General features: G+C 70.2%; 26 protein-coding genes and 4 pseudogenes. 12 read left to right on the plus strand and 18 right to left on the minus strand.

Going from position 1 to position 26,753, the window contains the following annotated elements:
* Positions 1–13: 13 nt before the first annotated feature.
* The 4 genes from iolD to iolC form a co-directional block, all read right to left on the minus strand.
* Entirely contained in the window at positions 14–1,885 is a 1,872-nt protein-coding gene (iolD, locus tag AQJ27_RS35465; RefSeq protein WP_067377804.1) for a 3D-(3,5/4)-trihydroxycyclohexane-1,2-dione acylhydrolase (decyclizing), read from the minus strand.
* Entirely contained in the window at positions 1,885–2,769 is an 885-nt protein-coding gene (iolB, locus tag AQJ27_RS35470) for a 5-deoxy-glucuronate isomerase (RefSeq protein ID WP_067377806.1), read from the minus strand. Before iolB ends, iolD begins: the two co-directional genes overlap by 1 nt.
* A 75-nt stretch (positions 2,770–2,844) precedes the next feature.
* Entirely contained in the window at positions 2,845–3,723 is an 879-nt protein-coding gene (locus AQJ27_RS35475) for a Cgl0159 family (beta/alpha)8-fold protein (RefSeq protein WP_067377809.1), read from the minus strand.
* A gap of 29 nt (positions 3,724–3,752) precedes the next feature.
* A complete protein-coding gene (iolC, locus tag AQJ27_RS35480; protein ID WP_067377812.1) occupies positions 3,753–4,724 on the minus strand; it encodes a 5-dehydro-2-deoxygluconokinase in 972 nt (323 codons plus the stop codon).
* A 292-nt stretch (positions 4,725–5,016) separates the two neighbouring features.
* Between iolC and AQJ27_RS35485 the strand changes: the two genes are divergently transcribed.
* Genes AQJ27_RS35485 through AQJ27_RS35500 form a run of 4 tightly spaced genes read left to right on the plus strand, consistent with a single transcriptional unit; the run spans position 5,017 to position 8,939 of the window.
* Positions 5,017–6,036: a sugar ABC transporter substrate-binding protein gene (locus tag AQJ27_RS35485; RefSeq protein WP_067377815.1), complete on the plus strand. Its 1,020-nt coding sequence runs from the start codon at positions 5,017–5,019 to the stop codon at positions 6,034–6,036.
* Positions 6,036–7,112, plus strand: coding sequence for an ABC transporter permease (locus AQJ27_RS35490; protein ID WP_067377818.1), 1,077 nt, complete (start codon positions 6,036–6,038; stop codon positions 7,110–7,112). Before AQJ27_RS35485 ends, AQJ27_RS35490 begins: the two co-directional genes overlap by 1 nt.
* Before the next feature lie 8 nt (positions 7,113–7,120).
* Positions 7,121–8,035 carry an ATP-binding cassette domain-containing protein gene (locus AQJ27_RS35495; protein ID WP_067377942.1) on the plus strand — a complete coding sequence of 305 codons (915 nt, stop codon included), beginning with the start codon at positions 7,121–7,123 and terminating at the stop codon, positions 8,033–8,035.
* Between the two features lies 1 nt (position 8,036).
* Positions 8,037–8,939 (plus strand): sugar phosphate isomerase/epimerase family protein, encoded by a 903-nt coding sequence (locus tag AQJ27_RS35500; RefSeq protein ID WP_060899598.1) that lies wholly within the window; start codon positions 8,037–8,039, stop codon positions 8,937–8,939.
* Positions 8,940–9,054: 115 nt separating this feature from the next.
* On the opposite strand, the gene AQJ27_RS35505 is transcribed toward AQJ27_RS35500, so the two are convergent.
* Together AQJ27_RS35505 and AQJ27_RS59025 are read right to left on the minus strand one after the other, a co-directional pair.
* Complete coding sequence (locus AQJ27_RS35505; protein WP_067377820.1) at positions 9,055–9,519, minus strand: aldehyde dehydrogenase family protein; 465 nt, start codon at positions 9,517–9,519, stop codon at positions 9,055–9,057.
* Complete coding sequence (locus AQJ27_RS59025; protein ID WP_235613699.1) at positions 9,519–9,737, minus strand: aldehyde dehydrogenase family protein; 219 nt, start codon at positions 9,735–9,737, stop codon at positions 9,519–9,521. The genes AQJ27_RS35505 and AQJ27_RS59025 overlap by 1 nt, the downstream gene beginning before the upstream one ends.
* Between AQJ27_RS59025 and AQJ27_RS35510 the strand changes: the two genes are divergently transcribed.
* Both AQJ27_RS35510 and AQJ27_RS35515 read left to right on the plus strand, forming a co-directional pair.
* The gene (locus AQJ27_RS35510) at positions 9,725–10,408 is read left to right on the plus strand and encodes an SDR family NAD(P)-dependent oxidoreductase (protein ID WP_079065479.1); all 684 of its coding nucleotides are present in this window, start codon (positions 9,725–9,727) and stop codon (positions 10,406–10,408) included. The two genes, AQJ27_RS59025 and AQJ27_RS35510, sit on opposite strands and share 13 nt — an antisense overlap.
* Positions 10,409–10,451: 43 nt before the next feature.
* The gene (locus tag AQJ27_RS35515) at positions 10,452–11,024 is read left to right on the plus strand and encodes a TetR/AcrR family transcriptional regulator (protein WP_067377823.1); all 573 of its coding nucleotides are present in this window, start codon (positions 10,452–10,454) and stop codon (positions 11,022–11,024) included.
* Here the strand turns inward: AQJ27_RS35515 and AQJ27_RS35520 are convergent.
* Complete coding sequence (locus AQJ27_RS35520; RefSeq protein ID WP_067377826.1) at positions 10,999–12,165, minus strand: CaiB/BaiF CoA transferase family protein; 1,167 nt, start codon at positions 12,163–12,165, stop codon at positions 10,999–11,001. The two genes, AQJ27_RS35515 and AQJ27_RS35520, sit on opposite strands and share 26 nt — an antisense overlap.
* A 75-nt stretch (positions 12,166–12,240) precedes the next feature.
* Between AQJ27_RS35520 and AQJ27_RS35525 the strand changes: the two genes are divergently transcribed.
* The gene (locus AQJ27_RS35525; RefSeq protein ID WP_067377828.1) at positions 12,241–13,413 is read left to right on the plus strand and encodes an acyl-CoA dehydrogenase family protein; all 1,173 of its coding nucleotides are present in this window, start codon (positions 12,241–12,243) and stop codon (positions 13,411–13,413) included.
* A 12-nt stretch (positions 13,414–13,425) separates the two neighbouring features.
* On the opposite strand, the gene AQJ27_RS35530 is transcribed toward AQJ27_RS35525, so the two are convergent.
* The 4 genes from AQJ27_RS35530 to AQJ27_RS35545 form a co-directional block, all read right to left on the minus strand.
* The gene (locus tag AQJ27_RS35530) at positions 13,426–13,926 is read right to left on the minus strand and encodes an HIT family protein (RefSeq protein WP_067377945.1); all 501 of its coding nucleotides are present in this window, start codon (positions 13,924–13,926) and stop codon (positions 13,426–13,428) included.
* A 263-nt stretch (positions 13,927–14,189) separates the two neighbouring features.
* Positions 14,190–15,593, minus strand: coding sequence for a dihydrolipoyl dehydrogenase (gene lpdA / locus AQJ27_RS35535; protein WP_067377830.1), 1,404 nt, complete (start codon positions 15,591–15,593; stop codon positions 14,190–14,192).
* Positions 15,594–15,664: 71 nt separating this feature from the next.
* A complete protein-coding gene (locus tag AQJ27_RS35540; protein ID WP_067377833.1) occupies positions 15,665–16,288 on the minus strand; it encodes a cysteine hydrolase family protein in 624 nt (207 codons plus the stop codon).
* Between the two features lie 44 nt (positions 16,289–16,332).
* A complete protein-coding gene (locus AQJ27_RS35545; protein WP_067377836.1) occupies positions 16,333–16,818 on the minus strand; it encodes a PaaI family thioesterase in 486 nt (161 codons plus the stop codon).
* Positions 16,819–16,908: 90 nt separating this feature from the next.
* On the opposite strand from AQJ27_RS35545, the gene AQJ27_RS35550 reads away from it, so the two are divergent.
* Complete coding sequence (locus AQJ27_RS35550) at positions 16,909–17,388, plus strand: winged helix-turn-helix transcriptional regulator (RefSeq protein ID WP_067377948.1); 480 nt, start codon at positions 16,909–16,911, stop codon at positions 17,386–17,388.
* Between the two features lie 326 nt (positions 17,389–17,714).
* Here the strand turns inward: AQJ27_RS35550 and AQJ27_RS35555 are convergent, their stop codons facing one another.
* Complete coding sequence (locus AQJ27_RS35555; RefSeq protein WP_067377839.1) at positions 17,715–19,208, minus strand: flavin-containing monooxygenase; 1,494 nt, start codon at positions 19,206–19,208, stop codon at positions 17,715–17,717.
* A 141-nt stretch (positions 19,209–19,349) separates the two neighbouring features.
* On the opposite strand from AQJ27_RS35555, the gene AQJ27_RS35560 reads away from it, so the two are divergent.
* The 3 genes from AQJ27_RS35560 (at position 19,350) to AQJ27_RS35570 (ending at position 22,509) form a co-directional block, all read left to right on the plus strand.
* Positions 19,350–20,573, plus strand: coding sequence for a PucR family transcriptional regulator (locus AQJ27_RS35560; RefSeq protein ID WP_067377842.1), 1,224 nt, complete (start codon positions 19,350–19,352; stop codon positions 20,571–20,573).
* Between the two features lie 249 nt (positions 20,574–20,822).
* Entirely contained in the window at positions 20,823–21,764 is a 942-nt protein-coding gene (locus AQJ27_RS35565; protein ID WP_067377845.1) for an SGNH/GDSL hydrolase family protein, read from the plus strand.
* Between the two features lie 214 nt (positions 21,765–21,978).
* On the plus strand, positions 21,979–22,509 hold the full coding sequence (locus AQJ27_RS35570) for a GNAT family N-acetyltransferase (RefSeq protein WP_067377848.1): 531 nt from the start codon (positions 21,979–21,981) through the stop codon (positions 22,507–22,509).
* A 110-nt stretch (positions 22,510–22,619) separates the two neighbouring features.
* Here AQJ27_RS35570 and AQJ27_RS60230 read toward each other — a convergent pair.
* The 3 genes and pseudogenes from AQJ27_RS60230 to AQJ27_RS35585 all read right to left on the minus strand — a co-directional run.
* A pseudogene (locus tag AQJ27_RS60230) lies at positions 22,620–23,078 on the minus strand (ABC transporter substrate-binding protein); the annotation flags it as partial.
* Between the two features lie 88 nt (positions 23,079–23,166).
* Positions 23,167–23,781: pseudogene (locus tag AQJ27_RS60895) on the minus strand (ABC transporter substrate-binding protein); the annotation flags it as partial.
* Positions 23,782–24,076: 295 nt separating this feature from the next.
* The gene (locus AQJ27_RS35585) at positions 24,077–24,799 is read right to left on the minus strand and encodes an NUDIX domain-containing protein (protein WP_079065475.1); all 723 of its coding nucleotides are present in this window, start codon (positions 24,797–24,799) and stop codon (positions 24,077–24,079) included.
* Positions 24,800–25,141: 342 nt separating this feature from the next.
* Here AQJ27_RS35585 and AQJ27_RS35590 point away from each other — a divergent pair, with 342 nt between their 5' ends.
* Positions 25,142–25,435: a hypothetical protein gene (locus AQJ27_RS35590; RefSeq protein ID WP_159064455.1), complete on the plus strand. Its 294-nt coding sequence runs from the start codon at positions 25,142–25,144 to the stop codon at positions 25,433–25,435.
* Between the two features lies 1 nt (position 25,436).
* On the opposite strand, the pseudogene AQJ27_RS35595 reads toward AQJ27_RS35590, so the two are convergent.
* The 3 genes and pseudogenes from AQJ27_RS35595 to AQJ27_RS35600 form a co-directional block, all read right to left on the minus strand.
* Positions 25,437–26,066 (minus strand): annotated as a pseudogene (locus tag AQJ27_RS35595) (toll/interleukin-1 receptor domain-containing protein); the annotation flags it as partial.
* A 238-nt stretch (positions 26,067–26,304) separates the two neighbouring features.
* Positions 26,305–26,550 (minus strand): annotated as a pseudogene (locus AQJ27_RS52805) (hypothetical protein); the annotation flags it as partial.
* A gap of 31 nt (positions 26,551–26,581) precedes the next feature.
* Positions 26,582–26,753, minus strand: a 172-nt coding sequence (locus AQJ27_RS35600; protein ID WP_208948609.1) for a winged helix-turn-helix domain-containing protein, incomplete at its 5' end; no start/stop codon positions are given.

Consider the following 26,753-nt stretch of genomic DNA (forward strand, 5'->3'; position numbering starts at 1 on the left):
GAAGAGGTCGGGATCAGAGGTGGCGGCGGCGGTCGGCGACGTGGCCGTCGTACCGTTCGCGGGCGCTGGACGCGGCGTCGCGGGAGGCGACTTCGGCGACAGGTACGTCCCACCAGGCCTCGGCGGGCGGAGCGGTGGGCGTCGGGTCGGTCTCGACGTAGACGCAGGTCGGCCGGTCCGAGGCGCGTGCCGCGGCCAGGGCGTCCCGCAGTTCCCGTACGGTCTTGGCGCGGATGACGTCCATGCCGAGGCTGGCGGCGTTGGCGGCGAGGTCCACCGGGAGCGGGGCTCCGGAGAACGTGCCGTCGGCGGCGCGGTAGCGGTAGGCGGTGCCGAAGCGCTCGCCTCCGACCTCCTCGGAGAGGCCGCCGATGGAGGCGTAGCCGTGGTTCTGGATCAGGACCAGGTTGACGGGCAGGCCCTCCTGGACGGCGGTGACGATCTCGGTGGGCATCATCAGGTAGGTGCCGTCGCCGACCAGCGACCAGACGGGCGTGCCGGGGGCCGCCTGCTGGACGCCGATGCCGGCCGGGATCTCGTAGCCCATGCAGGAGTAGCCGTACTCCAGGTGGTACTGGCGCGGGCCGCGCGCCCGCCACAGCTTGTGCAGGTCACCGGGGAGTGAGCCGGCCGCGTTGATGACCACGTCGTCGTCGCCGACGACGGCGTCCAGGGCGCCGAGGACCTGCGTCTGGGTGGGCACGGCGGAGTCCTCCGCCCGGTAGGCGGCCTCGACGACCTCCTCCCAACGCGCCTTGCCCGCGCGGTACTCGGCCTCGTACGCCGCGTCGACCCGGTGGCCGGACAGCCCCTCCGTCAGCGCGTCGAGCCCCGTCCGCGCGTCCGCGACCAGCGGCCGGGCGGCGAGCTTGTGGGCGTCGAAGGCGGTGATGTTGAGGTTGACGAACCGCACGCCCGGCTGCTGGAACAGCGTGTTCGAGGCGGTGGTGAAGTCGGTGTAGCGGGTGCCGACCCCGATGATCAGGTCGGCGGTGCGGGCGATGTCGTCGCTGACCGCGGTGCCGGTGTGGCCGATGCCGCCGAGGTCGGCGGGGTGGTCGTGACGCAGGGAGCCCTTGCCCGCCTGGGTGGAGGCGACCGGGATGCCGGTGGCGTCGGCCAGGGCCTTGAGCGCCGCCTCGGCCTCGCTGTGGTGCACTCCCCCGCCGGCGACGATCAGGGGGCGCTCGGCGGCGCGGATCGCCCGTACGGCTTCGGCGAGTTCCAACGGATCGGGGGCGGGCCTACGTACGCGCCAGACGCGCTCGGCGAAGAACTCCTCCGGCCAGTCGTACGCCTCCGCCTGCACGTCCTGCGGCAGGGCGAGGGTGACGGCGCCGGTGTCGGCCGGGTCGGCCAGCACCCGCATCGCGTTCAGCGCGGCCGGGATCAGCATCTCCGGGCGGGTGATCCGGTCGAAGTAGCGGGAGACCGGGCGCAGTGTGTCGTTGACGGAGACATCCGCCTCGACGGGGTGTTCCAGCTGCTGGAGCAGCGGGTCGGCGGAGCGCGTCGCGAAGTAGTCGCCGGGCAGCAGCAGCACGGGCAGGCGGTTGATCGTCGCGAGGGCGGCGCCGGTGACGAGGTTGGTGGCGCCGGGGCCGATGGACGTGGTCACGGCCTGCGTGGAGAGGCGGTTGAGCTGGCGGGCGTAGCCGACCGCCGCGTGCACCATGGACTGTTCGTTGCGGCCCTGGTGGAAGGGCATGGCGTCCTCGCCGGCCTCCAGGAGTGCCTGGCCGATGCCCGCCACATTGCCGTGGCCGAAGATGCCCCAGGTGCCGGCGATCAGCCGGTGGCGTACGCCGTCGCGCTCGCTGTACTGCGCGGACAGGAAGCGCACCAGAGCCTGGGCTGTCGTCAGACGACGGGTGGTGGTGCTCATCAGGACCTCTCGGGGGCGGTGTAGAGGGGCAGGCGGGGGTCGACCGGCCGCTCCGGCCAGGTGTCGCGGATCCAGGCGTGGTCGGGGTGGTCGCAGATCAGCCAGGCGCGGTCGGTGCCGGGGCCCGCCATGACGTTGAGGTAGTACATGTCGTGGCCGGGCACGGCCATGGACGGTCCGTGCCAGCCGTCGGGGATGAGGACGACGTCGCCGTCGCGCACCTCGGCCAGCACATCGGTGTGGGAGCCGTGACCCGAGGGCGAGACGCGCTGGTAGCCGAGGCCGGGTGTGCCCTCATGAGGGGCGAACTCGAAGTAGTAGATCTCCTCGAGTTCGGACTCCTCGCCGGGCCGGTGCTCGTCGTGCTTGTGCGGCGGGAAGGAGGACCAGTTGCCACCGGGGGTGATCACCTCGACGGCGATCAGCTTGTCGCACTCGAAGACCCCTGCCGCGCCGAAGTTGTTGACCTGGCGGGAGCAGCTGCCGGTGCCGCGCAGTTCGACGGGGACGGTGGAGGCGGGCCCATAGCGGGCGGGCAGCCGGCGGGCGCAGCGGGCGCCGGTGAGCGCGAACCGGCCGCCGTCGCGCGAGGCGATCGAGACCTGGGCGTCGCGGGGCACGTACGCGAAGTCGCTCACCCCGCTGAAGACGCTCTCGCGCCCGGCGAGCCGGAACGTGTCGCCGCCGACCGCGACGGTGCAGCCGCCCGAGAGCGGGAGCACGATCCACTCGCTGTCGCCGGTGTCGAAGGCGTGCCAGCCGCCGGCGGGCAGTTCGAGCACCCGCAGGCTGGAGTGGCCCCAGCCGGCCGACTCGGGAGTGACGTCCACGGCATAGACGTCGGCGGCGGCCTTGCCCGCGGGCAGATGGTGCGTGGTGGTCATCGGGAGGGGCTCCTCTACGGGAATCAGAGCGGGCCTTCGGGAGTCGGTGAGTCGGCGCGGGCGGGTGGGTGGGAGTCAGAGCAGGCCGACCGCGGTGTCCACCGCGGTCTCCACGCTGCCCTCGGCGGGGTAGAGCAGCGAGCGGCCCACGACCATGCCCTGGACGGTGGGCAGCCGCAGGGCCTTGCGCCATCTCTCGTACGCGCCCTCCTGGTCGCCGCCGACCTCGCCGCCGAGCAGGACGGCGGGCAGGGTGGAGGCCTCCAGCACCCCCGCCATGTCGTCGGGGTCGTCGGTGACCGGGAGCTTGAGCCAGGTGTACGCCGAGGTGCCACCGAGGCCGGAGGCGATGGCTATGGACCGGGTGACGGCCTCGGCGCTCAGGTCGTTGCGGACCTTGCCGTCCACCCTGCGGGATATGAAAGGCTCGACGAACAGCGGCAGTCGGCGGGCGGCCATGTCGTCGATGGCGCGCGCGGTGGTGTGCAGGGTCTCCAGGGAGCCCGGGTCGTCGTAGTCGATGCGCACCAGCAGCTTTCCGGCGTCGAAGCGCAGCCGCTCGATGTCCTCGGCGCGGTGGCCGGTGAAACGGTCGTCCATCTCGAAGGACGCGCCGGACAGGCCGCCGCGGTTCATGGAGCCCATCACGACCTTGTTCTCCAGAACGCCCAGGAGCAGCAGGTCCTCCAGGATGTCGGCGGTGGCGAGCACCCCGTCCACCCCGGGCCGGGCCAGCGCGACGCAGAGTCGTTCGAGGAGGTCGGCGCGGTTGGCCATGGCCAGGCGGTGCCCGCCGACGCCGAGCGCGCCGCGCGCGGGGTGGTCCGCGGCCACGATCATCAGGCGGCCGCTGTCGCCGATCAGCGGGCGGCGGACCCGGCGGGCGGCCGCTTCGGCGATGGCCTCCGGATGCCGGGCGCGCACCGTGGCGAGGTCGGGGATGCTGATGCTCAAGACAGGCTCCGTTCAGGGGGTGGCGGCGGTCAGCCGCGCGCGAGGAGGCCCTCGACCTCGGACTCGGTGGGCATCGCGGAGGAGCAGGCGAGACGGGAGGCGACGAGCGCGCCGGCCGCGTTGGCGTACCTGATGGTCTTCTCCAGTTCCCAGCCGGACAGCAGACCGTGGCAGAGCGAGCCGCCGAACGCGTCTCCGGCACCGAGGCCGTTGACGACCTCCACCGGGACCGGCGGGACCTCGGCGACGGTGCCGTCGCGGTGGACGGCCAGGACTCCCTTGGGGCCCTGTTTGACGACGGCGAGTTCGACACCGGCCGCCAGCAGGGCTTCGGCGCAGGCGCGGGGTTCGCGTACGCCGGTGGCGATCTCGCACTCGTCGAGGTTGCCGACGGCGACGGTGGAGTGCCGCAGCGCCTCGGCGTAGTACGGGCGTGCCTCGTCCGGGTCGGACCAGAACATGGGCCGCCAGTCGAGGTCGAAGACGGTGGTGCCGGACTTGGCGCGCGTCTTCAGCGCGGCGAGCGTGGCGGAGCGGCTGGGCTCCTCGCTCAGGCCGGTGCCGGTGATCCAGAAGATGTGGGCCGCGCGGATCGCGAAGAAGTCCAGCTCGTCGGTCCGGATCTCCAGGTCGGGTGCCTTGGGCCGCCGGTAGAAGTAGAGCGGGAAGTCGTCCGGCGGGAAGATCTCGCAGAACGTGATCGGCGTGGGGTAGGCGTCGACGGGTGTGACCCAGCGGTCGTCGACGCCGAACTCCTTGAGCGCCTGGTGGAGATACGTGCCGAAGGGGTCCTGTCCGGTGCGGGTGATCACCGCGGTGGACCGGCCCAGGCGTGCGGCGGCCACCGCGACGTTGGCCGCCGAGCCGCCGAGGAACTTCCCGAAGGACTCGACCTGCGCGAGCGGCACCCCCGTCTGCAGGGGATACAGATCGACGCCGATGCGTCCCATGGTGATGACGTCGAGGGATTCGGCGTCGAAGGATTCAGCGGACTCAGGCATGCGTGACGCTCCTGATGCGTGGGATGCGGGCAACGGGGCGCCCGGTGCCTTTTAGGTGTAGGACCCACGGCCCTCCCCTGTCAAGACTTTGTACTGACATTCGGACCTGCTCAGGAAATGATGTCTTAACAAAGTATTGACAGGGGGGTGCGTCAGGGACTTGTATCCCGTCCCAACGAAGCAGCCGAGTCACCCGCATCGACCCGGACATCCTGTCCGGGCACCGCACGGGCCCAGCGCCCCGGCGCCGTCCCGTTCCCTTTCCCCTGTCGCACAGTGAGGTGCTGGAAAGATGGACCGCACGTTTCACCCCCGTACCCGCAGAATCGCCCCCCTCGTCGCGACCGCGGCGGCATCCGTGCTGCTGATAGCCGGCTGTTCCAGCAGCTCCGGCGGAAAGAAGGCGGAGGAGAGCGGGTCGGCGGTGTCGGCCGGCAAGGCCAGCACGCCCCGCATGACAGTCGCGCTGGTCACCCACCAGGCGCCCGGCGACACGTTCTGGGACATCGTCCGCAAGGGTGCCGAGGCCGCCGCGGCCAAGGACAACGTCAAGCTGATCTACTCCGCCGACCCGAACGCGGGCAACCAGGCCAACCTGGTCCAGAACGCCATCGACCAGAAGGTCGACGGCATCGCGATCACCCTCGCCAAGCCGGACGCCATGAAGGACGTCGTGAGCAAGGCGACGTCGGCCAAGATCCCCGTGGTCGGCCTCAACTCGGGCGTCAGCGACTGGCAGAAGCTCGGCCTGATGGAGTTCTTCGGCCAGGACGAGACGGTGGCGGGTGAGGCGCTGGGCAAGAGGCTGAACTCGGAAGGCGCGAAGAAGGCCGTCTGTGTGATCCAGGAGCAGGGCAACATCGGACTCACCCAGCGCTGTGACGGAGTGAAGAAGACCTTCAGCGGCAAGACGGAGACCCTGTACGTCAACGGCACCGACATGCCGTCCGTGAAGTCGACGATCACCGCCAAGCTCAAGCAGGACAGCGCCATCGACTACGTCGTCACCCTCGGCGCCCCGTACGCCCTGACCGCGGTGCAGTCGGTGGGCGACGCCGGCAGCAAGGCGAAGATCGCCACGTTCGACCTCAACAAGGACCTGACCGGCGCCATCAGCAAGGGCACGATCCAGTTCGCGGTCGACCAGCAGCCCTACCTCCAGGGCTACTTGGCCGTCGACTCGCTGTGGCTCTACAAGACGAACGGCAACTACAGCGGCGGCGGTGAGCAGCCGATCCTGACGGGCCCGGCCTTCGTCGACAAGTCCAACGTCGACGCCGTCGCCCAGTTCGCCGCGAAGGGCACCCGGTGATGAGCATGGCCCAGCAGGCCGAGCCGGCGGTGACCACACCGCCGGCCCCCGGCCCCAAGGAGACCGACGGGCGGACCGCGCAGCGCTCCCTGACGCTGCGCCTGCTCGCCCGGCCCGAGGTCGGCGTCTTCCTCGGCGCCGTGGCGGTGTTCGTCTTCTTCCTGATCGCGGCGCCGTCGGTGCGCTCCGGCAGCTCGATGGCGACCGTGCTCTACCAGTCGTCGACGATCGGGATCATGGCACTGCCCGTGGCCCTGCTGATGATCGGCGGCGAGTTCGACCTGTCGGCCGGTGTCGCCGTGATCACCTCGGCGCTCACCGCGAGCATGATCAGCTACCAACTGACCATGAACGTCTGGGTGGGCGTGATCGTCGCGCTCATCGTCTCGCTGGCGGTCGGCGCGTTCAACGGCTGGATGATGGTCCGCACCGGGCTACCGAGCTTCCTGGTCACTCTCGGCACGTTCCTGATCCTGCAAGGCGTCAACCTCGCGGTGACCAAGCTGATCACCGGGAACGTCGCGACCGACGACATCAGCACCATGGACGGCTTCGACCAGGCCAAGAAGGTCTTCGCCTCCTCCTTCGACGTCGGCGGCGTCCAGGTGAAGATCACCATCGTGTGGTGGCTGGTCTTCGCCGCGATCGCCACCTGGGTCCTGCTGCGCACCAAGTACGGCAACTGGATCTTCGCCGTCGGCGGCAACCAGGACAGCGCCCGCGCGGTCGGCGTACCGGTCACCTTCACCAAGATCACGCTCTTCATGATGGTCGGCTTCGGCGCCTGGTTCATCGGCATGCACCAGCTGTTCTCCTTCAACACCGTGCAGTCCGGCGAGGGCGTCGGCCAGGAACTCATCTACATCGCCGCGGCGGTGATCGGCGGCTGTCTGCTCACCGGCGGCTACGGCTCCGCGATCGGACCGGTCTTCGGCGCCTTCATGTTCGGCATGGTCAACCAGGGCATCGTGTACGCGGGCTGGAACCCCGACTGGTTCAAGGCCTTCCTCGGCGTGATGCTGCTCGGCGCCACGCTCATCAATCTGTGGGTCCGCCGCGCGGCGACCCGGAGGTGAACCGACCCATGACAACCAACGGATCCGGACCCGCCGGCGCCATCCTCCCGGACGCTCCGCCAAAGGACGGCACCGCCCCGATCGTCGAACTGCGCGGCGCCGGGAAGGCCTACGGCAACATCCGTGCCCTGCACGGAGTCTCCCTCGCCGTCCACCCCGGCCAGGTGACCTGCGTCCTCGGCGACAACGGCGCCGGCAAGTCCACCCTCATCAAGATCATCTCGGGGCTGCACCAGCACACCGAGGGCGAATTCCTCGTCGACGGCGCCCCGGTGCGCTTCTCCACCCCGCGCGAGGCTCTCGACAAGGGCATCGCCACCGTCTACCAGGACCTTGCCACCGTCCCCCTCATGCCGGTCTGGCGCAACTTCTTCCTCGGCTCCGAGATGACCAAGGGCCCCTGGCCGATCCAGCGTCTCGACATCGACCGCATGAAGAAGACCGCGGACCAGGAACTGCGCAACATGGGCATCGTCCTCGACGACCTCGACCAGCCCATCGGCACCCTCTCCGGCGGCCAGCGCCAGTCGGTGGCCATCGCCCGCGCCGTCTACTTCGGCGCCCGCGTGCTGATCCTGGACGAGCCGACCGCCGCCCTCGGCGTCAAGCAGTCCGGCGTGGTCCTGAAGTACATCGCCGCCGCCCGCGACCGCGGCCTCGGCGTCATCTTCATCACCCACAACCCGCACCACGCCTACATGGTCGGCGACCACTTCAGCGTCCTGCGCCTGGGCACCATGGAACTCAGCGCCGCCCGCAGCGAGGTCAGCCTGGAAGAGCTGACCAACCACATGGCGGGCGGAGCCGAACTCGCCGCCCTCAAGCACGAACTGGCCCAGGTCCGAGGCGTCGACGTCGACGAACTCCCCGAAGCGGAGGACCTCAAAGCACCCGCGGCGGCCACTCCCGAAGGGACCTCCTGACATGACCGCTCCCCTGGACCGCATCCGGGTCGGCTCCGCGCCGGACTCCTGGGGCGTCTGGTTCCCCGACGACCCCCAGCAGGTGCCCTGGGAACGCTTCCTGGACGAGGTGTCCGAGGCGGGCTACTCCTGGATCGAACTCGGCCCCTACGGCTATCTGCCGAGCGACCCGGCCCGGCTCACCGCCGAGATCGACAAGCGCGACCTGAAGGTGTCGGCCGGTACGGTCTTCACCGGGCTGCACCGCGGCCCTTCCGTCTGGGACGCCACCTGGGAACACGTCAGCGAGGTCGCCGCGCTCACCCAGGCCATGGGCGCGAAGCATCTGGTGGTCATCCCCTCCTTCTGGCGGGACGACAAGACCGCCGAGATCATCGAGCCGCCGGAGCTGACCGCCGAGCAGTGGGCCCACCTGACCAAGGGCATGGAACGGCTGGGCCACGAGGTCAAGGAGACGTACGGCCTCGACATCGTCGTCCATCCGCACGCGGACACGCACATCGACACCGAGGACCACGTCGAGCGCTTCCTCGACTCCACCGACTCCGACCTGGTCAACCTGTGTCTGGACACCGGGCACTACGCCTACTGCGGCGGCGACAGCGTCAAGCTCATCGAGACGTACGGCGAGCGCATCGGCTATCTGCACCTCAAGCAGGTCGACCCGGCGATCCTCGCCGACGTCGTCAAGAACGAGGTGCCGTTCGGTCCCGCCGTGCAGCGCGGTGTGATGTGCGAACCCCCGTCCGGCGTGCCGGAGTTGGAGCCGGTGCTGGTGGCCGCCCAGCGTCTGGGCGTGGACCTGTTCGCCATCGTCGAGCAGGACATGTACCCCTGCGAGCCGGACAAGCCGCTCCCGATCGCCGTCCGCACCCGCAAGTTCCTGCGCTCCTGCGGCGCCTGACCCGCCCGGCACCACCGCCGCATCCGCCGGCACCCGGATGTCCGCTCCGTGAGGCGGCCTCGTCAGCACGGCGAGGCCGCCTCAGGCACGTGGGGGGTGTCGTTCGGATCACCCCCTAGCCGAGAATGCCCTTGGTCTCCAGGTAGTCGTGGAGGCCGAACTCGCCCCACTCCCGCCCGTTGCCGCTCTTCTTGTACCCGCCGAACGGACAGCCGAAGTCGAACGCGTCGTTGATCGCGACCCATCCCGCCCGGATGCGACGCGCCACGGCACGCGCCGTCTCCAGGTCCGCACCCGCCACAAAGCCGGCGAGGCCGTACTCCGTGTCGTTCGCGATCTCGACGGCGTGGTCGACACTGTCGTAGCCGAGGATCGTCACCACCGGCCCGAAGATCTCCTCGCGGGCGACGGTCATGTCGTTCGTGACCCGGGCGAAGACGGTGGGCTTCACGTAGTAGCCCTTCTCCAGCCCGTCCGGGCGTCCCGTGCCGCCGGCCACCAGGGTGGCGCCCTCGTCGATGCCCTTCTGGATCAGCGCCTGGATCTTCTCGAACTGGGCGCCCGAGACCACCGGCCCCATCAGGGGCTCTTGCCGCCCAGTTCCTGGGTCACCCTCTTCACCGTGGGCGCGGCGTTCCTCGCGATGTCGATGCCCGCGCGCGTCGAACCGGTGAAGGAGATCATGTCGACGTCCGCGTGGCCGGCGAGCGGCACCCCCACGCCGGGGCCGTCGCCCTGGACGAGGTTGAACACACCGGCGGGGACACCCGCGGCATCGAGCGGCGGTGGCGCACGCACTCGCCTCGCTCGGCGCCCGGGTCGCCGTGGTGGCCCGCCGCCACGACCGGCTGGCCGCGCTCCCCCAGGGAATCGGCGGCCTCGCCGTCCCCTGCGATCTCTCCGACCTCGACCGGATCGGGTCCGTGGTGCCCACGGTCGTCGAGAAACTGGGGCCGCCGGAGATCCTCGTCAACGCCGCAGGGAACATGTTCACGACCGAGCGCGCCGAGTCCGAACCGCTCGACGCCGTACGCCGGACCGTGGACCTCAACCTGCTGGCCCCGTTGCTGCTCGCGCAGGCCGTCTTCCCCCACATGCGCGCCCTCGGCCGCGGCGCGATCGTCAACATCTCGTCGATCAGCGGCCGGGTCGGCATCCCCGGCATCCCGCAGGCCTCGTACGCGGCGAGCAAGGCGGGCCTGTCCGGCCTGAGCGCCGAACTCGCGGTGCAGTGGGCGCGGCATTCGATCCGGGTGAACACCGTCGCCCCCGGCTTCTTCCGCAGCGAGATCACCGGCCCGCTCTACGAGGGTGAGCGCGCCGCCGAGTACCTGCGCCGCAACACCCCGCTGCCCAAGGAGGGGACCGCCGACGACATCGTCGGCGCGGTCCTGTGGCTCGTCGGCGACGCCGGAAGCTATGTCACCGGGCAGACGGTCGTCGTCGACGGTGGCTGGACCGCCCGCTGACAGCACCTCCTGCCGAGCAGAGGGGAACGGCTACGCTGAGGTCATGCCGTCCACACGTCGCACAGCGCGCCAGACCGACCTGCTCGAACGGTTGGTCGCCCTGCTGGCGGCGGAAGGTTTCGCCTCGTTCACGCTCGACGAGCTGACCGAGCGGCTGCGCTGCTCGAAGACGACGTTGTACCAACTGGCGGGCAGCAAGCAGGAGTTGGTCCGCGAGGCCGTGAAGCACTACTTCCGGAGCGCGGCCGAGGCGATCGAGAAGCAGGTGGCGGACACCTCCGCGCCCGCGGAGCGTGTGGCGGTCTACCTGAACGCGGTCGCCCAGCAGTTGAGGCCGCTGTCCCGGAGATTCCTCGACGACATGGCCGGATTCGAACCGGCCCGCGAGGTGTACGAGGCCAACACCCGCCTGGCCGCGGGCCGGATCCGACAGCTGATCGCTGACGGCGTCGCCGCCGGCGCGTTCCGTGACGTCCACGCGGCCTTCGTGGGCGAGGTCGTCGCCGCCACCATGCAGGAGATCCAGCGCGGCGAGGTGTCCGCGCGCACGGGGCTGAGCGACGCGGAGGCGTACGCCGAGTTGGCGTCGCTCATCGTGCACGCGGTCTCGCCCTGACCGCGGGGGTGGCGGCCGGTGAGCCGGCACCCCAGTCCCGCAGCACCGACTCGGTGTCGGCGCCCGGCGCGCCCGGGGCCGAGGGCCGCCGGTTGGGTGTGCGCGAGAAGCGCGGGGCGGGGGCGGCCTGGAGGATGCCGTCGACCTCGATGAGGGTGCTCCGGGCCACCACATGCGGATGCGCTCCCGCCTCCGCGAACGTCAGCACGGGGGTGACGCACGCGTCCGTGCCGGCGAAGTGCGCGGCCCACTCGTCGCGCGTACGGGAGGCGAACCGCCGCGCGAACCGGGCGCGCAGCGCGGGCCAGCCGCCGCGGTCGCCCTGGGCGGACAGGTGGGCCCCGGCGATGCCCAGTCCTTCCAGCAGCGCCGCGAAAAACTGCGGTTCGAGTGCGGCGACGGCCACGTACTTGCCGTCGCCGCACTCGTAGGTGTCGTAGAAGGGGGCGGCCCCGTCGAGGAGGTTGGCGCCCCGTTCGTCCGACCACTCGCCCATGCCGCGCAGCGCGTATGTCATCTGGCCCAGCAGGGCGGTCCCGTCGACCATGGCGGAGTCCACGACCTGCCCGGCTCCGGAGCGTGAGCGCTCCCAGAGCGCGGCCAGGACGCCGATGACCAGGAGCATGGACCCACCGCCGAAATCTCCGACCAGATTGAGCGGCGGGGGCGGGGGATCACCGGCTCGGCCCATCGCATGGAGCAGCCCGGTGAGACCGATGTAGTTCAGGTCGTGCCCGGGGTCCTGGGCGAGCGGGCCGTCCTGACCCCAGCCGGTGACGCGTGCGTAGACGAGCCCCGGATTGCCCTTGCCGCAGTCCTCGGGGCCGACGCCCAGGCGCTCGGCGACGCCCGGCCGGAGGCCCTCGATCAGCACATCGGCCCGGGCGGCCAGCGCCCGTACCAGCGCACGCCCCTCGGACTCCTTGAGATCGGCGAAGACCGACCGGCGGCCGCGCCGCATGATGTCGGTCGCGTCTTCCGGGCCGAGTCGCAGCGCTCGGCCGGAGGGCCGCTCGACGCGCACCACGTCGGCGCCGAGATCGGCCAGCACCATGGCCGCGTGCGGAGCCGGCCCGAGTCCCGCGAGTTCGAGGACGCGTAGGCCGGCGAGGGGACCGGCGGATCCATCGCTGGACTGCATGGCATCACGGTACCAAAAACGATACTGTTGTATCGCTCGCCGTATCATTAATTCCTGAGCGACCGAGGACATCCCATGCCAGCTACCCGCACGCTTCCCTCCCCGGAAGCAGTCGACCTGATCGGCCTGACCCGTGAGCTCGCCGAGAAGGAGCTCGCGCCCCGAGTCGCCGAAGCGGAGGCCGAGGAGAAGTTCCCCCGCGAGGTCTTCCGCACGCTCGGCCGGGCGGGCCTGCTGAGCCTGCCCTACGCCGAGGAGTACGGCGGTGGGGACCAGCCCTACGAGGTCTACCTCCAGGTCCTCGAGGAGATCGCCGCCGTGTGGGCCAGCGTCGGGGTCGGCGTCTCGGTGCACGCGCTGTCCTGCTTCGCCCTCGCCTCCTTCGGCACCGAGAAGCAGCGCAAGGAGTGGCTGCCCGACATGCTCAGCGGCGAGCTGCTCGGCGCCTACTGCCTGTCCGAGGCCCACGCCGGTTCCGACCCCGCCGCGATGCGCACCCGGGCCGTCAGGGACGGCGACGACTACGTCCTGAACGGCGCCAAGGCGTGGACCACGCACGGTGGGCACGCGGACTTCTACACGATCATGGCGCGTACGTCCGACGCGGGCTCGGGCGCGATCTCCTGCTTCCTCGTCCCGGCCGACACCCCCGGCCTCATAGCCGACCCGCCCGAGCACAAGATGGGTCTGACCGGGTCGGCCACCGCGACCATCCGCCTGGAGGACGTGCGCGTCCCGGCGGATCGCCGGATCGGCGAGGAGGGCCAGGGACTCAAGATCGCCTTCGCCGGACTGGACTGCGGACGACTGGGCATCGCGGCCGTGGCCACGGGCCTGGCCCAGGGAGCGCTGGACCACGCGCTGCGCTACTCGCGCGAACGGGAGACCTTCGGCCGCCCGATCATCGAACACCAGGGCCTGGCGTTCGTCCTCGCGGACATGGCCGCGGCGGTCCAGGCCTCCCGGGCCACCACACTCGCCGCCGCCCGGCTCAAGGACCAGGGACTCCCGTTCGCCTGCGAGGCGTCCATCGCCAAGCTGATCGCCACGGACAACGCCATGAAGGTCACCACGGACGCCGTCCAGGTCCTCGGCGGCGCCGGCTACACCCGCGACTTCCCGGTCGAGCGCTATATGCGCGAGGCCAAGGTCATGCAGATCTTCGAGGGCACCAACCAGATCCAGCGCCTGATCATCGGTCGCGCGCTGCGGGAGAGCGACCGGGGCACCCTCCGGGTCCAGAACTAGGACCTGCGGACCCTAATGGGAGTGCGGGAGCCCGTGGAGCCGGGCTCGTAGGGCGCGGGCCATGCGGTCCGCGCCTTCCGCTGTCACCCCCTCCGACTCCGGGCGGTCCAGGAGCCCGAAGATGCCCGGCCCACGGTGTGCGGCGGGCAGATCCGCCATGCGCGGCACGATGTGGAAGTGCACGTGCGCGAAGCCCTCGGACTCGGCGAACTGGACGACGTAGGTCTTGAGGCAACCCGTCACCCCGCGCAGCGCCCTGGAGAGCCCGACCTGCCACACCCCCAGCGCCCCGGCCTCGGCGTCGGTGAGGTCATGGACGGCCGTGACGTGCCGCCGCGGCAGCAGCACCAGCCAGCCGGGCACCACGGTGTTGAAGCTGTGAGCCACCCGCCAGTACTGGTCGAACGCGATGCGTTCGCGGGGCGGAAGTTCATCGAACCGCGCTTCCTTGCCGCATGCGTAGCAGGGGGGAGTCGTGTCGTCCGTGTCCGTGTCGCGTGTCGTGTCAGTCATCGGGGAGAAGTCCAGCCGCCCGTTCTCGGTGAGGTGGATAAGTTGCACCCTCCATCTCGGACGTACTGCCCCTGGAGCAGGCGGCCGAATCCGTCGAACGGCTGGAGCACAAGAAGGGCGATCCGATCCGCCTGGTACTGCGCCCCTGAGCTACCCGGCAAGGCCGCCCTCGTGGCGCGCGCCTACGTCGAGCGTGTCCTCGCCTCCGACCCCTGGCGCCCACCGCGGGGGCTGCACGGCGGGCGTCAGGGCTCCGTACGGTCTCAGAAGTTGATCATGTGTCCGGCCAGGCCGTGCACGGCTTCCTTCACCGCTTCACCCAGGGTCGGGTGGGCGTGGACATTGCGGGCGACCTCGTGCACGGTCAGGTCCCACTGCTGCGCCAGCGTCAGCTCCGGGAGCAGCTCCGTCACGTCCGGACCGATCAGATGGCCCCCGAGGAGCTCGCCGTACTTGGCGTCGCTGATCAGCTTCACGAAGCCGACCGTGTCACCCAGGCCGTGCGACTTGCCATTGGCCGTGAAGGGGAACTTGGCGACCTTGACGTCGTAGCCCCGCTCCTTCGCCTGCGCCTCGGTGTAGCCGAAACTGGCGATCTGCGGCTGGCAGTACGTGGCGCGCGGGATCATCACATAGTCCAGCTCCATGGTCTCCGCGTCCGCGATCGTCTCGGCCGCGATGATCCCCATGGACTCGGCGTTGTGCGCGAGCATCAGCTTCGCGGTCACATCCCCGATGGCGTAGATGTGCGGTACGGACGTACGGCAGCGGCCGTCGACGTCGATCGCGCCGCGCTCGGTGACCCGTACGCCCGTGGCCTCCAGGCCGTACCCGGTGACGTTCGGCGCGAAGCCGATCGCCTGGAGGACCTTGTCGGCCTCCAGCACCTTCTGCGCACCGTCCTTGCCGGTGACCGTCACCCGCACCTGCGGGCCCGACTCGTCGATCGACTCGACACGCGTCGAGGTGAGCACGTCGATGCCCAGCTTCCGGTACTGCTTGGCGAGTTCGGCGGAGACGTCCGCGTCCTCCAGCGGGGCGACCCGGTCGAGGAACTCGACGACCGTGACCTTCACACCGTAGTTGTGCAGGACGTACGCGAACTCGATGCCGATGGCCCCGGCGCCCGCGATCACGATGGAGCGCGGCAGCTCCTCGGCGAGGATCTGCTCCTCGTAGGTGACGACACGGTCGCTGCGCCGGGTGCCGGGCAACAGCTTGGGGGTGGCGCCGGTGGCGATGATGCAGTCGTCGAAACCGACCGTCTTCGTGGTGCCGTCGGCGAGGGCGACCTGGAGCGTGTGGGCGTCGAGGAAGGTGCCGCGGCCGTCGATCTCGGTGATCGCGTTCTTCTTCATCAGGAAGTGGACGCCCTTGACCCGGCCGTCCGCGACCCGGCGGCTGCGCCGGTACGCCTCGCCGTAGTCGAAGGAGACCTCGCCGTCGACCTTGATCCCGAAGGTCTTCGCCTCCCGCGTGAAGATGTGCGCCAGCTCGGCATTGCGCAGCAGCGCCTTCGTGGGGATGCAGCCGACGTTCAGACAGACACCACCCCAGTACCGCTCCTCGACGACCGCGACCCGCTTGCCGAGTTGCGCGGCGCGGATGGCGGCCACATAGCCGCCCGGTCCTGCTCCGAGTACGACCACGTCGAAGCGCTCGTCCATGAGTGGATCCTTCCGGTGAAGCCCGGCTCAGAGCCGGTCCAACATCCTCTGCACCATCTGACCCTGTGACCTTATGTCGTCAGTGCCGCTACGACACTTTTCGTGTCTGTGATCACATGCGCATAGGTCGGACCGTTCAATTCATGGGCGGCCCTCATGAGTTCGCGCGAGAACGCCGCGGTGGCGTCGGTCACCAGCGACACATGGAATCCGAGTTCCATCGCGTACTTGGCCGTGGTCTCGATACAGGTGTTCGCGAGCAGTCCGATGACGATCACGTGGTCCACGCCACGCTGACGCAGGCGCATCTCCAGGTCGGTGTTGGCGAACCCGCTCTGGGCCCAGTGCTGTACGACCACCGTGTCCGAGGGCTCGGGCCGCAGGGGCGGGTACCAGTCCCCGCCGAACGCGTCCTGGGCGAAGAGCTGATGCTTGTCCACGGAGCGTTGTGACGGGTTCGGGTGGGAAAAGGAGTCGTACAACCCCGGTGTCCAGCGGTGATGCGGAACATAGAACACCGGCACGTCGACCTCACGAGCGGTGGACACCAGTTCGGGCAGATGGGCCCGCAGGTCGACTTCCCGCGCGACCTCCGCGATGCGCGGCCAGAGCTTGCCCTCGTCGGCGAGGAAGTCGTTCAGCGGATCGACCAGCAGAACCCCCGTCCGGCGCCGGTCGTAGTCGTACACCGTCATGGCTGCCTGCCTTCCGTACGTCGCGCTCCTGTGCGTGCGGCCGCTCAGACGGGGAACAGCAGACAGCTGCTGGTGGTGTGCGCCAGCAGCCGGTTCCCGGAATCGAAGAGCTCGGCCTGCGCGAGGGCGGTACGACGTCCACTGTTGAGGACGGTGCCCACGGCACGGACCTTGCCGGTGTCCACGGTGACCGGGCGCAGGAACTTCACATTCAGGTCGAGTGAGGTATACCCCATCCCCTGCGGCAGGACCGACTGCACCGCGCAGCCCGCCGCCGAATCGAGCAGGGTGGCGTACACACCGCCGTGGACGCTTCCGATCGGGTTGTAGTGCTCCTCGCCCGGGACGAGGGCGAAGACGACCCGGCCGTGCTCGACCTCTTCGAACGTCATCCCGAGGGTCGCCGCGATCGGCGCGGCGGGGAGCCGTCCGGCCTGCACCTCGCGGAGGAAGTCGAGACCGCTGTACTGCCCGACGGCGGCGGCGGAGACGGCGGGGTCCTCCCAGTCGTACGTGCGTGACCTGCCCATGTCGCTCCCTCGATGATCTGGATGTGGAATTCGAAGCTAGCCAGGACGAGGTCTGGATGTCAACGTCGAAGCCAGCCTACGATGGGCCGCATGACATGGCTGGAGACAAGCACCGAGAACTGCACGGTCCAGCGGACTCTCGACCTGGTGGGCGAGAAGTGGTCGCTGCTGGTCCTGCGGGACGCCATGAACGGCGTACGGCGCTTCGACGACTTCCGCCGGCACGTGGGGCTGTCCGAGAGCGTGCTCGCGGACCGGCTGCGCAAGCTCGTCGCGGCCGGGATCCTGGACTCCGTCCCCTACAACGAGCCCGGCAGCCGTACCCGCCACGAGTACCGGCTCACCCGCAAGGGCTGGGAGCTGTGGCCGGCGATGATCGCCCTCAAGCAGTGGGGAGACCGCCACGCGGCGGATCCCGAGGGCCCGCCCCTGGAGGTCACGCACGTCGACTGCGGCGCGCCGGTCGAGACCGTGGTCGTCTGCTCCGCGGGACACGGCGCCCTCGTCCCGCCGGAGGCACGCACCCGCCCCGGCCCGTCGGCGAAGCCGTTGGACCTCACCGCTCGTTAGACCGGTGGGCAGCGCGCGCGTGCGGGATCGGCCCCGGTCGCCGAGTCGGCGCCGGTCACGACGGCGACCGCCACACCGAGGTGATCGAGCGGGCCTGTGGTGTCCTGGGCCAGGCCGTCGCCGAGGCCGTACGCGTCGGACCGCGGGCGGGCCGACGCCTGACACAGCGTGCCCGGCGGCGACGCCGCGGTCCTCGTGGCCCGGTCGGCGTCACGGCTGTCGGAACGGGTGACGAAGGAGCACCGGCCGGCGCAGCCGTCGGTCGTCGCCTTGCGTCCGGCGGCACGGGGTGATGTCGCGTCCGGCGAGAGGAACGCGGTCGTCGCTCAGGCCGACGTCTGCGCCTTCGCGTGGCGTGCGACGGAGGTGAATTGCAGGTTGTCGTCCTCGACGGGGCCGCCGCGCAGCAGTTTGACATCGGAGTGGTAGTTCATCGACATCAGCCAGGGATAGGCGAGTCCTTGACGCGGCATCACGTGGAGGGACCGCTTGACGTAGCCGGCGCCGAAGTCGAGCAGCGGACGGGTCGGCATGGCCGGGTCGGGGAGCTCGGGGCGGCAGATGTCCGCGCCGGTGGCGTCCATGTGTCCGAGCAGCCGGGTGAAGTGCTCGCACAGCAGGCCCACCTTGAGCGTCCACGAGGAGTTCGTGTAGCCGATCGCGAAGGCGAAGTTCGGTACGCCGCTCAGCATCATGCCCTTGAAGGCCACCTTGTCGGCGAAGTCGACGGGTTCGCCGTCCACCGAGAGCGCCATCCCGCCGAACAGCTGCACGTTCAGCCCGGTGGCGGTGACGATGATGTCGGCGTCGAGCTCACGACCGGACTCGAGCCGGATGCCGGTCTCGGTGAACGTCGCGATCCGGTCGGTGACGACCGAGGCCGCTCCCTTCTTGAGCGCCTTGAACAGGTCCGCGTCGGGGACCGTGCACAACCGCTGGTCCCAGGGGTCGTAGGACGGGTTGAAGTGCTCGTCCACGGGATAACCGGCCGGCAGCTGCCTGATGTTCACGGCGCGGATGAGACGTCGCACGATCCGTGGGTGGCGTTGCGAGGTCCGCCAGATGAAGCGCTGCATGGCGATGTTCTTGCGCCGGGTGAGCCGGTAGGCGAGGCTCGCGGGCAACACCTTGCGCAGCGTGTTCGCGATCACGTCCTCCGAGGCGACCGGAAGGATGTAGGTGGGCGAACGCTGGAGCATGGTGACGTGACCGGCCGTGTCCGCCAGCGCCGGGATCAGCGTGACGGCCGTCGCACCGCTGCCGATCACCACGACCTTCTTGCCCGCGCAGTCCAGGTCCTCCGGCCAGTGCTGCGGGTGCACGATCTGTCCGGCGAACCGCTCCCGGCCCTCGAAGCGGGGGGTGAACCCTTCGTCGTAGCGGTAGTAACCACCGGCGCAGAACAGCCAGTTCGCTGTCATCGACACCGTCTCACCGGTGTCGGCGCGCTCGATCTCCACCGTCCAGCGGGCCTCGGCGGTGGACCAGGCCGCGCCGCGCACTTTGTGGTGGTAGCGGATGTGCTGTTCGATGCCGCTCTCCCCCGCGGTCTCCCGCAGGTAGTCGAGGATCAGGTCGGCGGTGGCGATCGACTTGTCGTTGCGCCACGGTTTGAAGGCGTAGCCGAAGGTGTGCAGGTCGGAGTCCGACCGGATACCCGGATAGCGGAACAGCGCCCACGTGCCGCCGGAGACACCACGGGCCTCCAGGATCGCGTAACTGCTGCCCGGCCGCTCGGTCTGCAGGTAGTGGGCAGCGCCGATGCCGGAAATGCCGGCGCCGATGATCAGCACGTCGATGTGCTCGCTCTGACGGGTCATGTGCGGGGACTCCGTTGATGAGGCGTTCGCTGGGTGGTGCCTCGATGATGACCTCACATACCAGCCAGTACGGTGTGGCAGTTCGCACCTTCATCGGAGAAGACCAGTGCATTTTGCACCACCGCGGGCTAACGTGCGGACATGACCTGGCAGCACCCTTCCGAACGGACATGCGATTTGCTTCGGCAGGGTGCGGAGATCGCACTCAACAGTCTGCAGGAATGGCTCGACGAGATCGACGAGGCGACCCTGGCGGCGGCGACCATGCGAGCCATCGCGCAGGACCCCGCCCTGCGCGCCGCCACACGGCGGATCAACCGCGCCCACCTGACGTTCTGGGCGTCGGAGACCGTGCGCGACCCCGGCGCGCCGGTACCCGCGTACACCGGCCCGGACAGTCTCAGCCACGCCCGCGACCTGGTGCGCCGCGGACTCGACGAATCGGCCCTCGACTCCTACCGCGTCGGACAGAACGCGGCCTGGCGGCGCTGGATGCAGACCGCCTTCACCCTGACCTCCGACCCCGACGAACTGCGCGAGCTGCTCGATGCCTCGGCGCGCTCCGTCTCGGGCTTCCTCGACGCCACGATCGTCGACATCGCCGCACGCATGGCCGCCGAGCGCGAGGAACTCACCCACGGCACCCACGCCGAACGTCGCGAGATCGTCACCCTGCTCGTCGAGGGCGCACCCATCAGCCGACAACGGGCGGAAGCACGCCTGGGCTACACCCTCGACCGTACGCACACCGCCGCCGTCGTGTGGAGCGAGGAACCGAGCCCCGAACCGGGCCACCTCGAACGTGCGACCGAGGCTCTGGCGCAGACGGCCGGAGTGCAGCAACCCCTCACCGTGATCGTCGGCGCGGCCACTTCGTGGGTGTGGCTGCCCGGACCCGCCGCACCTGACACCGGCCTGCTGAACCGGCTCCTCGACCCGCTGCCGGGCGTCCGGATCGCCGTGGGCCCGCCCGCCCCGGGCAGGGAAGGCTTCCGGCGCAGCCACCTCGCCGCGCTGACCACCCAGCGCATGCTCGCCAGGCTCCGTTCACCGCGTCGTGCCGCCGGTTTCGACGACGTCCAGCTCAGCAGCCTGATCAGCCAGGACGTCGAACAGGCCGACGACTTCGTCAAGACCACCCTCGGCGACCTCGCCACGGCGAGCCCGGAACTGAGGCACGCCGTCCTCACGTACATCCAGGCCCAGTGCAACACGACCCGCGCGGCCGGCCGGCTCTTCACCCACCGCAACACCCTGCTCCGGCAGCTCGACCGAGCCGACCAACTGCTCCCGAAGCCACTCGAGGACAACACCGTCAAGGTCGCCGTCGCCCTCGATCTGCTCCAGTGGCGTGGCAGCGACTGAGGACCACGGTGGGCGCGGGCGTGCGTCTGCATCGGCACTACGCGCACTGCACGGCGTACTGCGTTCTCAGTAGCCGGGATTGTCGGCAGCCGCAGGACGACGCGACAGGGCCCTGTCCGAGAACCTGAAGACGTCCCCGAGGGCGGGACGACAAGACCGCTCCCATGGCTGTTTCCCTTTGGCCACCGGGCTGTTGGGCCTTCCGGCGTGCGCGCCCCTCATCCGTCACCGAGGCAGCAGGACATGTTGATGACGAATCACCTACGGACCGTGCTGATCGGTGTCTTCCTCGCCTGCGCCACCCTGGTCGCCGCGGTCGGCATCAGCCGTCACACCTCGGGCACCGACCCGGCCGGCGTCGCGACGCCACGGGGACCGTATGTGGCGCTCGGCGACTCCTACACCGCCGGGCCCCGGATCCCCGACCGGACCGGAAGCCCCGCCGGGTGCGATCGCTCCGACCACGACTACCCGGCGCTGGTCGCCGAGCGGCTGGGGCTGCGGGCGGCCGACTTCCGCGACGTGAGCTGCAGCGGGGCCACCGTCGCCGACCTGACGACGCCGCAGTCCACCGACGACGGCACCAACCCGGCCCAGTTGTCGGCACTGTCCGCCGGGACGCGGCTGGTCACCCTCGGCATCGGCGGCAACGACATCGGCTTCGCCTCGCTGGTCACCACGTGCGTCAAGGCGGGCGTGTTCTACGACATGACCGGCCGCGGCAAGTACACCGGGGACGACGCGCCGTGCCGGGGGAAGTACGTCTCCGGCGACACCGACGACGTACAGCGGAAGATCGACACGGCGGGTGAGCGGCTGTCCGAAGCACTGGCCGAGGTGAAGCGCCGCGCCCCGAAGGCCCACGTGTACGTCGTGGGATACCCGGCGATCCTGCCGGCCCATGGCTCCGGCTGCGCCGACGACCTGACCCTCGCACCCGGTGACGCGACCTATCTCCACGACAAGGAACAACAGCTCAACGCCGTGCTGCGCGAGCGGGCACAGGACGCCGGGGCCGGATACGTCGACACGTACAAGCCCTCCGTCGGCCGTGACGCCTGCTCGGGCAGGGACACCCGCTGGATCGAACCGCTGCTGCCCGGCCTTCCCGCCGCCCCGATGCATCCCAACGAGCGGGGCGCGCGCGGCATGGCCGACGCGGTGCTGCGCGCGGTCGGCGCTCCGCGGTGAGCGACACCCCGGCACACCGCCTGCGGGGGGTGACTGTCGGAAGCGGGGCTCACGAACTCACGAACTCGCGAGCCGAACGACCGCCTCGGTCACGGGGGTCTCGCCGCCGGTGAGTTCGACGATGACGTGCCCTCGTCGGCGTGACCGAGCAACTCGGTTGACCAGCCCAGTACTTCAGTTGCTCAAAATCCGGCGCGAACAGGATCATGGCGAGATGACAGACCATCTCCCTCCCGCACCGCCCGTGGTGCGACTCACGGAGTATACGAAGACCGAGCAGATCGAGATCATCGGCGACAGCGACGATCCCTTCGGCGTCGCGGACGCCGGATTGACCTGGCTGCCGAAGGAAGATCATTTCGGCATCAGGCAGAAGGGCCGCCTCGTCGCACACGCCGGTCTGCTGCGGCTACCCATATCGATAGGAGAGGCCGACACACAGGTGGTGGGCGTCGGCGGGGTGGCTGTCGCGCCTGATCTGCGGGGCCGCGGACTGGCACGGTTGGTCGTATCGGCGGCCGTGGACCACGCCCGAACGATGGGGCCACAGCACGGGCTTCTCTTCTGCCGACCTCCCCTCGTTCCGCTCTACCAGCGACTCGGCTGGCGAATGCTTGAGCAGGACGTCCATGTCGAACAACCCGGGGGATCCGTGATCATGCCGCTGCGGACCATGTGGACGCCACTGCGCGACGGTGCGAAATGGCCTGCGGGAGAGGTCCGCCTGCGCTCGCTCCCCATGTGATCGAGGGCGCCGGTGCGTGCCGTCCCGGTCCGACGGCCCGCACCGGCCCATCGACGCACCCGATCACGGCGTGGGCGATCAGGAACTTCGAGCGGTTCCGTCGCTGCCGCTCATCGCACCTGGTCGTATCGCCCCAGGAACCGGAAATCCCCGTCCCTGGCCTGGCAGAGGAAGCTTGCGTTCTCCGGGTTCAGCGTGTGCGTGGCGTCCTGGGTGAAGCGGATCGGCTTGGCCACGCCGTCGTAGGCGGTGCGGAAGAGGCGTTCGGCGACCTGGCCGGGTTCGATTCCTGCGCCGCCCCCGAGTGCGTCGAGGGCGCGGGCGATCAGGCCGACGGCGTCGTACGCCTCGGCGGCCCAGCGCCCGGGTGCCTGGCGGTAGCGCTTCCGGTACGCGGTGGTGAACGCCTTGGAGGCCTTGGTGCCGGCCAATTGCGGTTCGGTGTAAAGGGCTTCGAACATCCAGCCCCCGGCCGCATCGCCCGCGCCGGTGAGGAAGGCCGGACGCAGAACGGGCTCGAATCCCATGCGGGGACCGGTGAATCCAGCCGCAGTCAGGGCGCGGGCGCAGGACGCGGCTCGGCTCGGCTCGGCTCGGGGAGATCCCGGCGTGGACGACGGCCTGCGGGTCGGTGGCCAGGGCCTCGGCGACGGCCGGGCGGAAGTCGTCGGTGTCGGCTTTCACGGGGTGGATGGTGACCGCGCCCTCGCTGAGCGGATTCTCGCCGATGTACCGGCTGATGTCCCAGGCCGTCTGTCCCACGGCCTGGTCCTCGATGACGGTGGTACGGCGCGTGGAATGCACCCGGGTCAGGTAGAGGACGACCGGTAGGGCGCGCTGGGAACCCGATGCTGTGGTCGCGCACAGTGCGCGCCGCAGGGAGACGTCGTCGGACAGTCCGGCCTCGTCGGCGTCGACCGACACGAGCACGAACGGTGTCGACGCGGCCGCGTAGAACGGACCCGCGGCGCGTGCGGCAGCGGTCGTGGTGGGGCCGATGACCGCGCGGACGTCGGACCGGGCGAGCAGCCTGCGGGCCGCGTCCTTCGCCCGTGCGGTCTCGCCTCGGTCGTCGTACCTGGTCAGGGCGAGGCGGAAGGAGGCGACGGCGCGTGCGTTGTGGGTGGCGACGGCGAGGGCGGCTCCGCGTTCCTGTGCTGTTCCGGTGGCCTTTTGAGGACCTGTCAGGTCGGCTTGGAAGCCGATGGTGTGCGTCGGTACGTTGCGGGGCGTGCCGGCCGCCGCCGCGGTGTGTGGACCCGACCGTGGCACAGGCTTTCCTTCCCGCGCCGGGCCGGTACGCGCTGTACCACCGCCGCGGGACCCTGCTGTCCGCCGAACCGGCGCCCGTCGATGACTGGCCCAGCAACCGCCACGTCAGGGACGAAGACGCCCACGACGGTGACCACCGGACTGCAGGACCGTTCGACGATTTCAGATTCGCCGGTCAGAGGCAACAATCCGACGTGCCTACGACCCTCCTCTCAACCAGACACATAGCGAGGCATGGCGAACGTATGGAGAAGGCCCGTTCGCTGTTGGATCGGGGCCTCGTTCATGACATCCCTCAACGAGGGGCGGCGACGGCCAGGACGAGGGCCGCGCTGGACGCGCAGCCGATCCGGCCGTCGCGCACGGCCCGTACGGCCTCGTCCAGGGACAGGTGACGCACCTGGAGATCCGCTTCCCCGGACTCCGGTGCCGGCTCTCCCGGGGTGAGTCCCTCGGCACTCCAGAGGTGCACACGTGCCGGGGTCAGTCCCGGCATGGGGTGAACGGCGCCCCTCGGGGTCCAGCGGCCGCCCCGGTAGCCGGTCTCCTCGGCGAGCTCGCGCCGTGCGGCCGCCTCATTGTCCTGATCGTCCGCGTCGACGTTGCCGCCGGGCAACTGCCACATGGATCCGGTGAGGTAGTGGTACTGCTCGATCATCAGCAGCCGCCCGTCGACCAGCGCCGCGACCCGGACCAGATCCGGTACGCGCACCCAGTCGTAGTGGCCCGGCTGCCCGTCGGGCAGGGTGATCTCGTCCTGGTACACCACCAGGCGGGGTGTCGCGTACCTCTGCTCCTCGCGGTGTCTTCGCCATGGTCCTCGGGTCTCCATGACCCCAGTTGTGCCCGGGAGCCACGACGGCATGCGGTGGGCGGGGCGGGGCGAGCGCGGGAACGGGTCGCCGGTGTCGAAGCGGTGGGCCTCGGCGCCGGTCAGTACCCGGTCCGCGCGGACGCGGGCGGCCCGGGACCGGGCGGTGAGGTCCGTGGCCCAGAGGGTCGCGCCGGGGGGCGTCACCGGGCTCGCCCTTCAGTTCATGACGCAGGGTCAGTCCACCTGTCGTGATGGTGCCGCCGGCGCCCCCGGACGCCACCGGTTCCCCCGAGCCGGGGCCTACGGCGACGGCCACGGCGTTGCCCGGGCTGCCGCGTACCACCTGTCCCAGCGGGCCCGGACCGTGGACGTCCCACACGGCCAGGGTGCCCGTGCCGCGCACGCCCCAGATCAGCGAGGACCCCCGGTCCAGGAAGACGGCGCTGGTGCCGCTGAGTTCGCCCCTGGGCAGCCGTTCGCCGATGACATCCCAGGAGCCGCCGACCCGGCGCAGCAGCGGCACGCTGGTCACGGCGGCTGACAGCCGTGCCCGAGATGACGGAGAGCAGGTCGTTGCTGGGGTTCGGCCGGTCGTGGCTCTGCGGCACGGTCAGCCATTTCGTCACGCGCCGCCGGGCCACGTCCACCAGTTCGACCTTCCCCGGGTCGGTCCCGGTCGCGACCGCCAACCACCGCCCGTCGGGACTGAAGGCGGGGGTGCCGCCCAGGCCTCGTACCGTCCAGGCCGGTCGCCCCGTCGGCAACGTCACCAGCCGGACTCCGCCCCGCACCGGGATCGCGAGCAACCGGCCGCCGGCCCGCACGGCCAACGGAAGGTGATTCAGCGGCTCCCCCGGTCCCCGGCCGGGACACCCGCCAGCGCGTCGAGGAACCGGACCATCAGTGGGCGGGTCCGCGGCGCGGTCAGCAGCGCCCGTCCGGCCTCGACCGTCGGCTGTTCGTCGGCCGCCTCACGCCCCAGCAGCAGCCCCAGGGCTAGTTGGTCCTTCAGGGCGTCCTCGGCGCGGGTCGCCAGCTTGCGCGAGTGGGTCTGGTGCGCCGCCGCGCGTCCCCGCGCGAGGTACTCCCGGTGCAACTCGGTCGGGGTCGGCGCTCGTCCGCGGTGCTCCCGGCCAGCCAGTGCCTGGCGTTCCTGAGGTTCCTGCCGCGCAGCAGCGCGCTGCGTCGCCGCCCGTTCACACTCCGCTCGGTCGAGGTCGCCGCCCTCGGTCCGGTGGTGTGCAGCCAGCGCCTTGGGCATGTCCTGTCTGGGCACAGGCCGGTGGAACAACGGGATGACACGTTTTCCGTACTGCACCGCGAGGTCGATCTCCTCGGCGCACATCTCGGAACGGACCGGGTCGGGCGAGACGACGAAGAGGAGCGCGTCCGAGCGGCGGATGCCGTCCGCGACCGCCTCGCGCCACTTGGCCGACGGCAGGATGTCGGACAGGTCGATCCAGGCGTTGAACCCTTGTCGGCGAGCTGTTCCTTGAGTCGTGGGACGTCCTCACGGTCCTGGCGCGACTAGCAGAGGAACACATGTTTTCCGGGGTCGGCCGCAGGACCAACTCACTTGAGCGGACGCATACTTCAGCATGTCGGTCCAGAGCGGACATCGGCAGCCCGAGGACCATGCTGAGACCGCCGCCGGGGTGTCCTCGGCGTCTAGGGTGCCGCCTGTCGCCTCGGCGAAGCCCCGCGCGACCGCGGCACTCGGTCAGGTACTCGTCGACCCGGTCGGCCACCCACAGCAGCGCGGGCGGTGACATGTCGACCAGTTCGATCTGGTCGGTCCGGCGTACGACCTCGTCCGGCACCGTCTCCTGCTGCTGGATGCCGGGGATGTTCGTGTGGGGCAGCTCGTCGACCAGGGCTACCTGGGGGTGCCGGGCCAGCACCGCGTCGATGTCCGTCTCGGTGAACGTGGATCCGCGGTTCTCTTCGTCTCTCTTCGTCTCTCTTCGTCGGTTTCGTGCGCGCGCTTCAGCTTTCGAAGCGGTATCCCATGCCGGGTTCGGTGATGAGGTAGCGGGGGTGGGCGGGGTCGGTCTCGAGTTTGCGGCGGAGTTGGGCCATGTAGACCCGCAGGTAGTTGGTCTTGTTGCTCTGGCTGACTCCCCACACCTCGGCCAGGAGGTGTTTTTGGGTGATGAGC

Origin of the sequence: Streptomyces olivochromogenes, assembly GCF_001514115.1 — a bacterium.
In the GTDB taxonomy this organism is placed as follows: domain Bacteria; phylum Actinomycetota; class Actinomycetes; order Streptomycetales; family Streptomycetaceae; genus Streptomyces; species Streptomyces olivochromogenes.

Coding starts and splice junctions, on each gene's coding strand:
- iolB (WP_067377806.1), bottom strand. CDS start 2,769: ATGACCACCACGCACCATCTGCCCGCGGGCAAGGCCGCCGCCGACGTC.
- AQJ27_RS35555 (WP_067377839.1), bottom strand. CDS start 19,208: ATGACCCGTCAGAGCGAGCACATCGACGTGCTGATCATCGGCGCCGGC.
- AQJ27_RS35570 (WP_067377848.1), top strand. CDS start 21,979: ATGACAGACCATCTCCCTCCCGCACCGCCCGTGGTGCGACTCACGGAG.
- AQJ27_RS35525 (WP_067377828.1), top strand. CDS start 12,241: ATGCCAGCTACCCGCACGCTTCCCTCCCCGGAAGCAGTCGACCTGATC.
- iolC (WP_067377812.1), bottom strand. CDS start 4,724: ATGCCTGAGTCCGCTGAATCCTTCGACGCCGAATCCCTCGACGTCATC.
- AQJ27_RS35565 (WP_067377845.1), top strand. CDS start 20,823: ATGACGAATCACCTACGGACCGTGCTGATCGGTGTCTTCCTCGCCTGC.
- AQJ27_RS35500 (WP_060899598.1), top strand. CDS start 8,037: ATGACCGCTCCCCTGGACCGCATCCGGGTCGGCTCCGCGCCGGACTCC.
- AQJ27_RS35550 (WP_067377948.1), top strand. CDS start 16,909: ATGACATGGCTGGAGACAAGCACCGAGAACTGCACGGTCCAGCGGACT.
- AQJ27_RS35495 (WP_067377942.1), top strand. CDS start 7,121: ATGACAACCAACGGATCCGGACCCGCCGGCGCCATCCTCCCGGACGCT.
- iolD (WP_067377804.1), bottom strand. CDS start 1,885: ATGAGCACCACCACCCGTCGTCTGACGACAGCCCAGGCTCTGGTGCGC.
- AQJ27_RS35530 (WP_067377945.1), bottom strand. CDS start 13,926: ATGACTGACACGACACGCGACACGGACACGGACGACACGACTCCCCCC.
- lpdA (WP_067377830.1), bottom strand. CDS start 15,593: ATGGACGAGCGCTTCGACGTGGTCGTACTCGGAGCAGGACCGGGCGGC.
- AQJ27_RS35560 (WP_067377842.1), top strand. CDS start 19,350: ATGACCTGGCAGCACCCTTCCGAACGGACATGCGATTTGCTTCGGCAG.
- AQJ27_RS35545 (WP_067377836.1), bottom strand. CDS start 16,818: ATGGGCAGGTCACGCACGTACGACTGGGAGGACCCCGCCGTCTCCGCC.
- AQJ27_RS35520 (WP_067377826.1), bottom strand. CDS start 12,165: ATGCAGTCCAGCGATGGATCCGCCGGTCCCCTCGCCGGCCTACGCGTC.
- AQJ27_RS35490 (WP_067377818.1), top strand. CDS start 6,036: ATGAGCATGGCCCAGCAGGCCGAGCCGGCGGTGACCACACCGCCGGCC.
- AQJ27_RS35485 (WP_067377815.1), top strand. CDS start 5,017: ATGGACCGCACGTTTCACCCCCGTACCCGCAGAATCGCCCCCCTCGTC.
- AQJ27_RS35515 (WP_067377823.1), top strand. CDS start 10,452: ATGCCGTCCACACGTCGCACAGCGCGCCAGACCGACCTGCTCGAACGG.
- AQJ27_RS35505 (WP_067377820.1), bottom strand. CDS start 9,519: ATGGGGCCGGTGGTCTCGGGCGCCCAGTTCGAGAAGATCCAGGCGCTG.
- AQJ27_RS35540 (WP_067377833.1), bottom strand. CDS start 16,288: ATGACGGTGTACGACTACGACCGGCGCCGGACGGGGGTTCTGCTGGTC.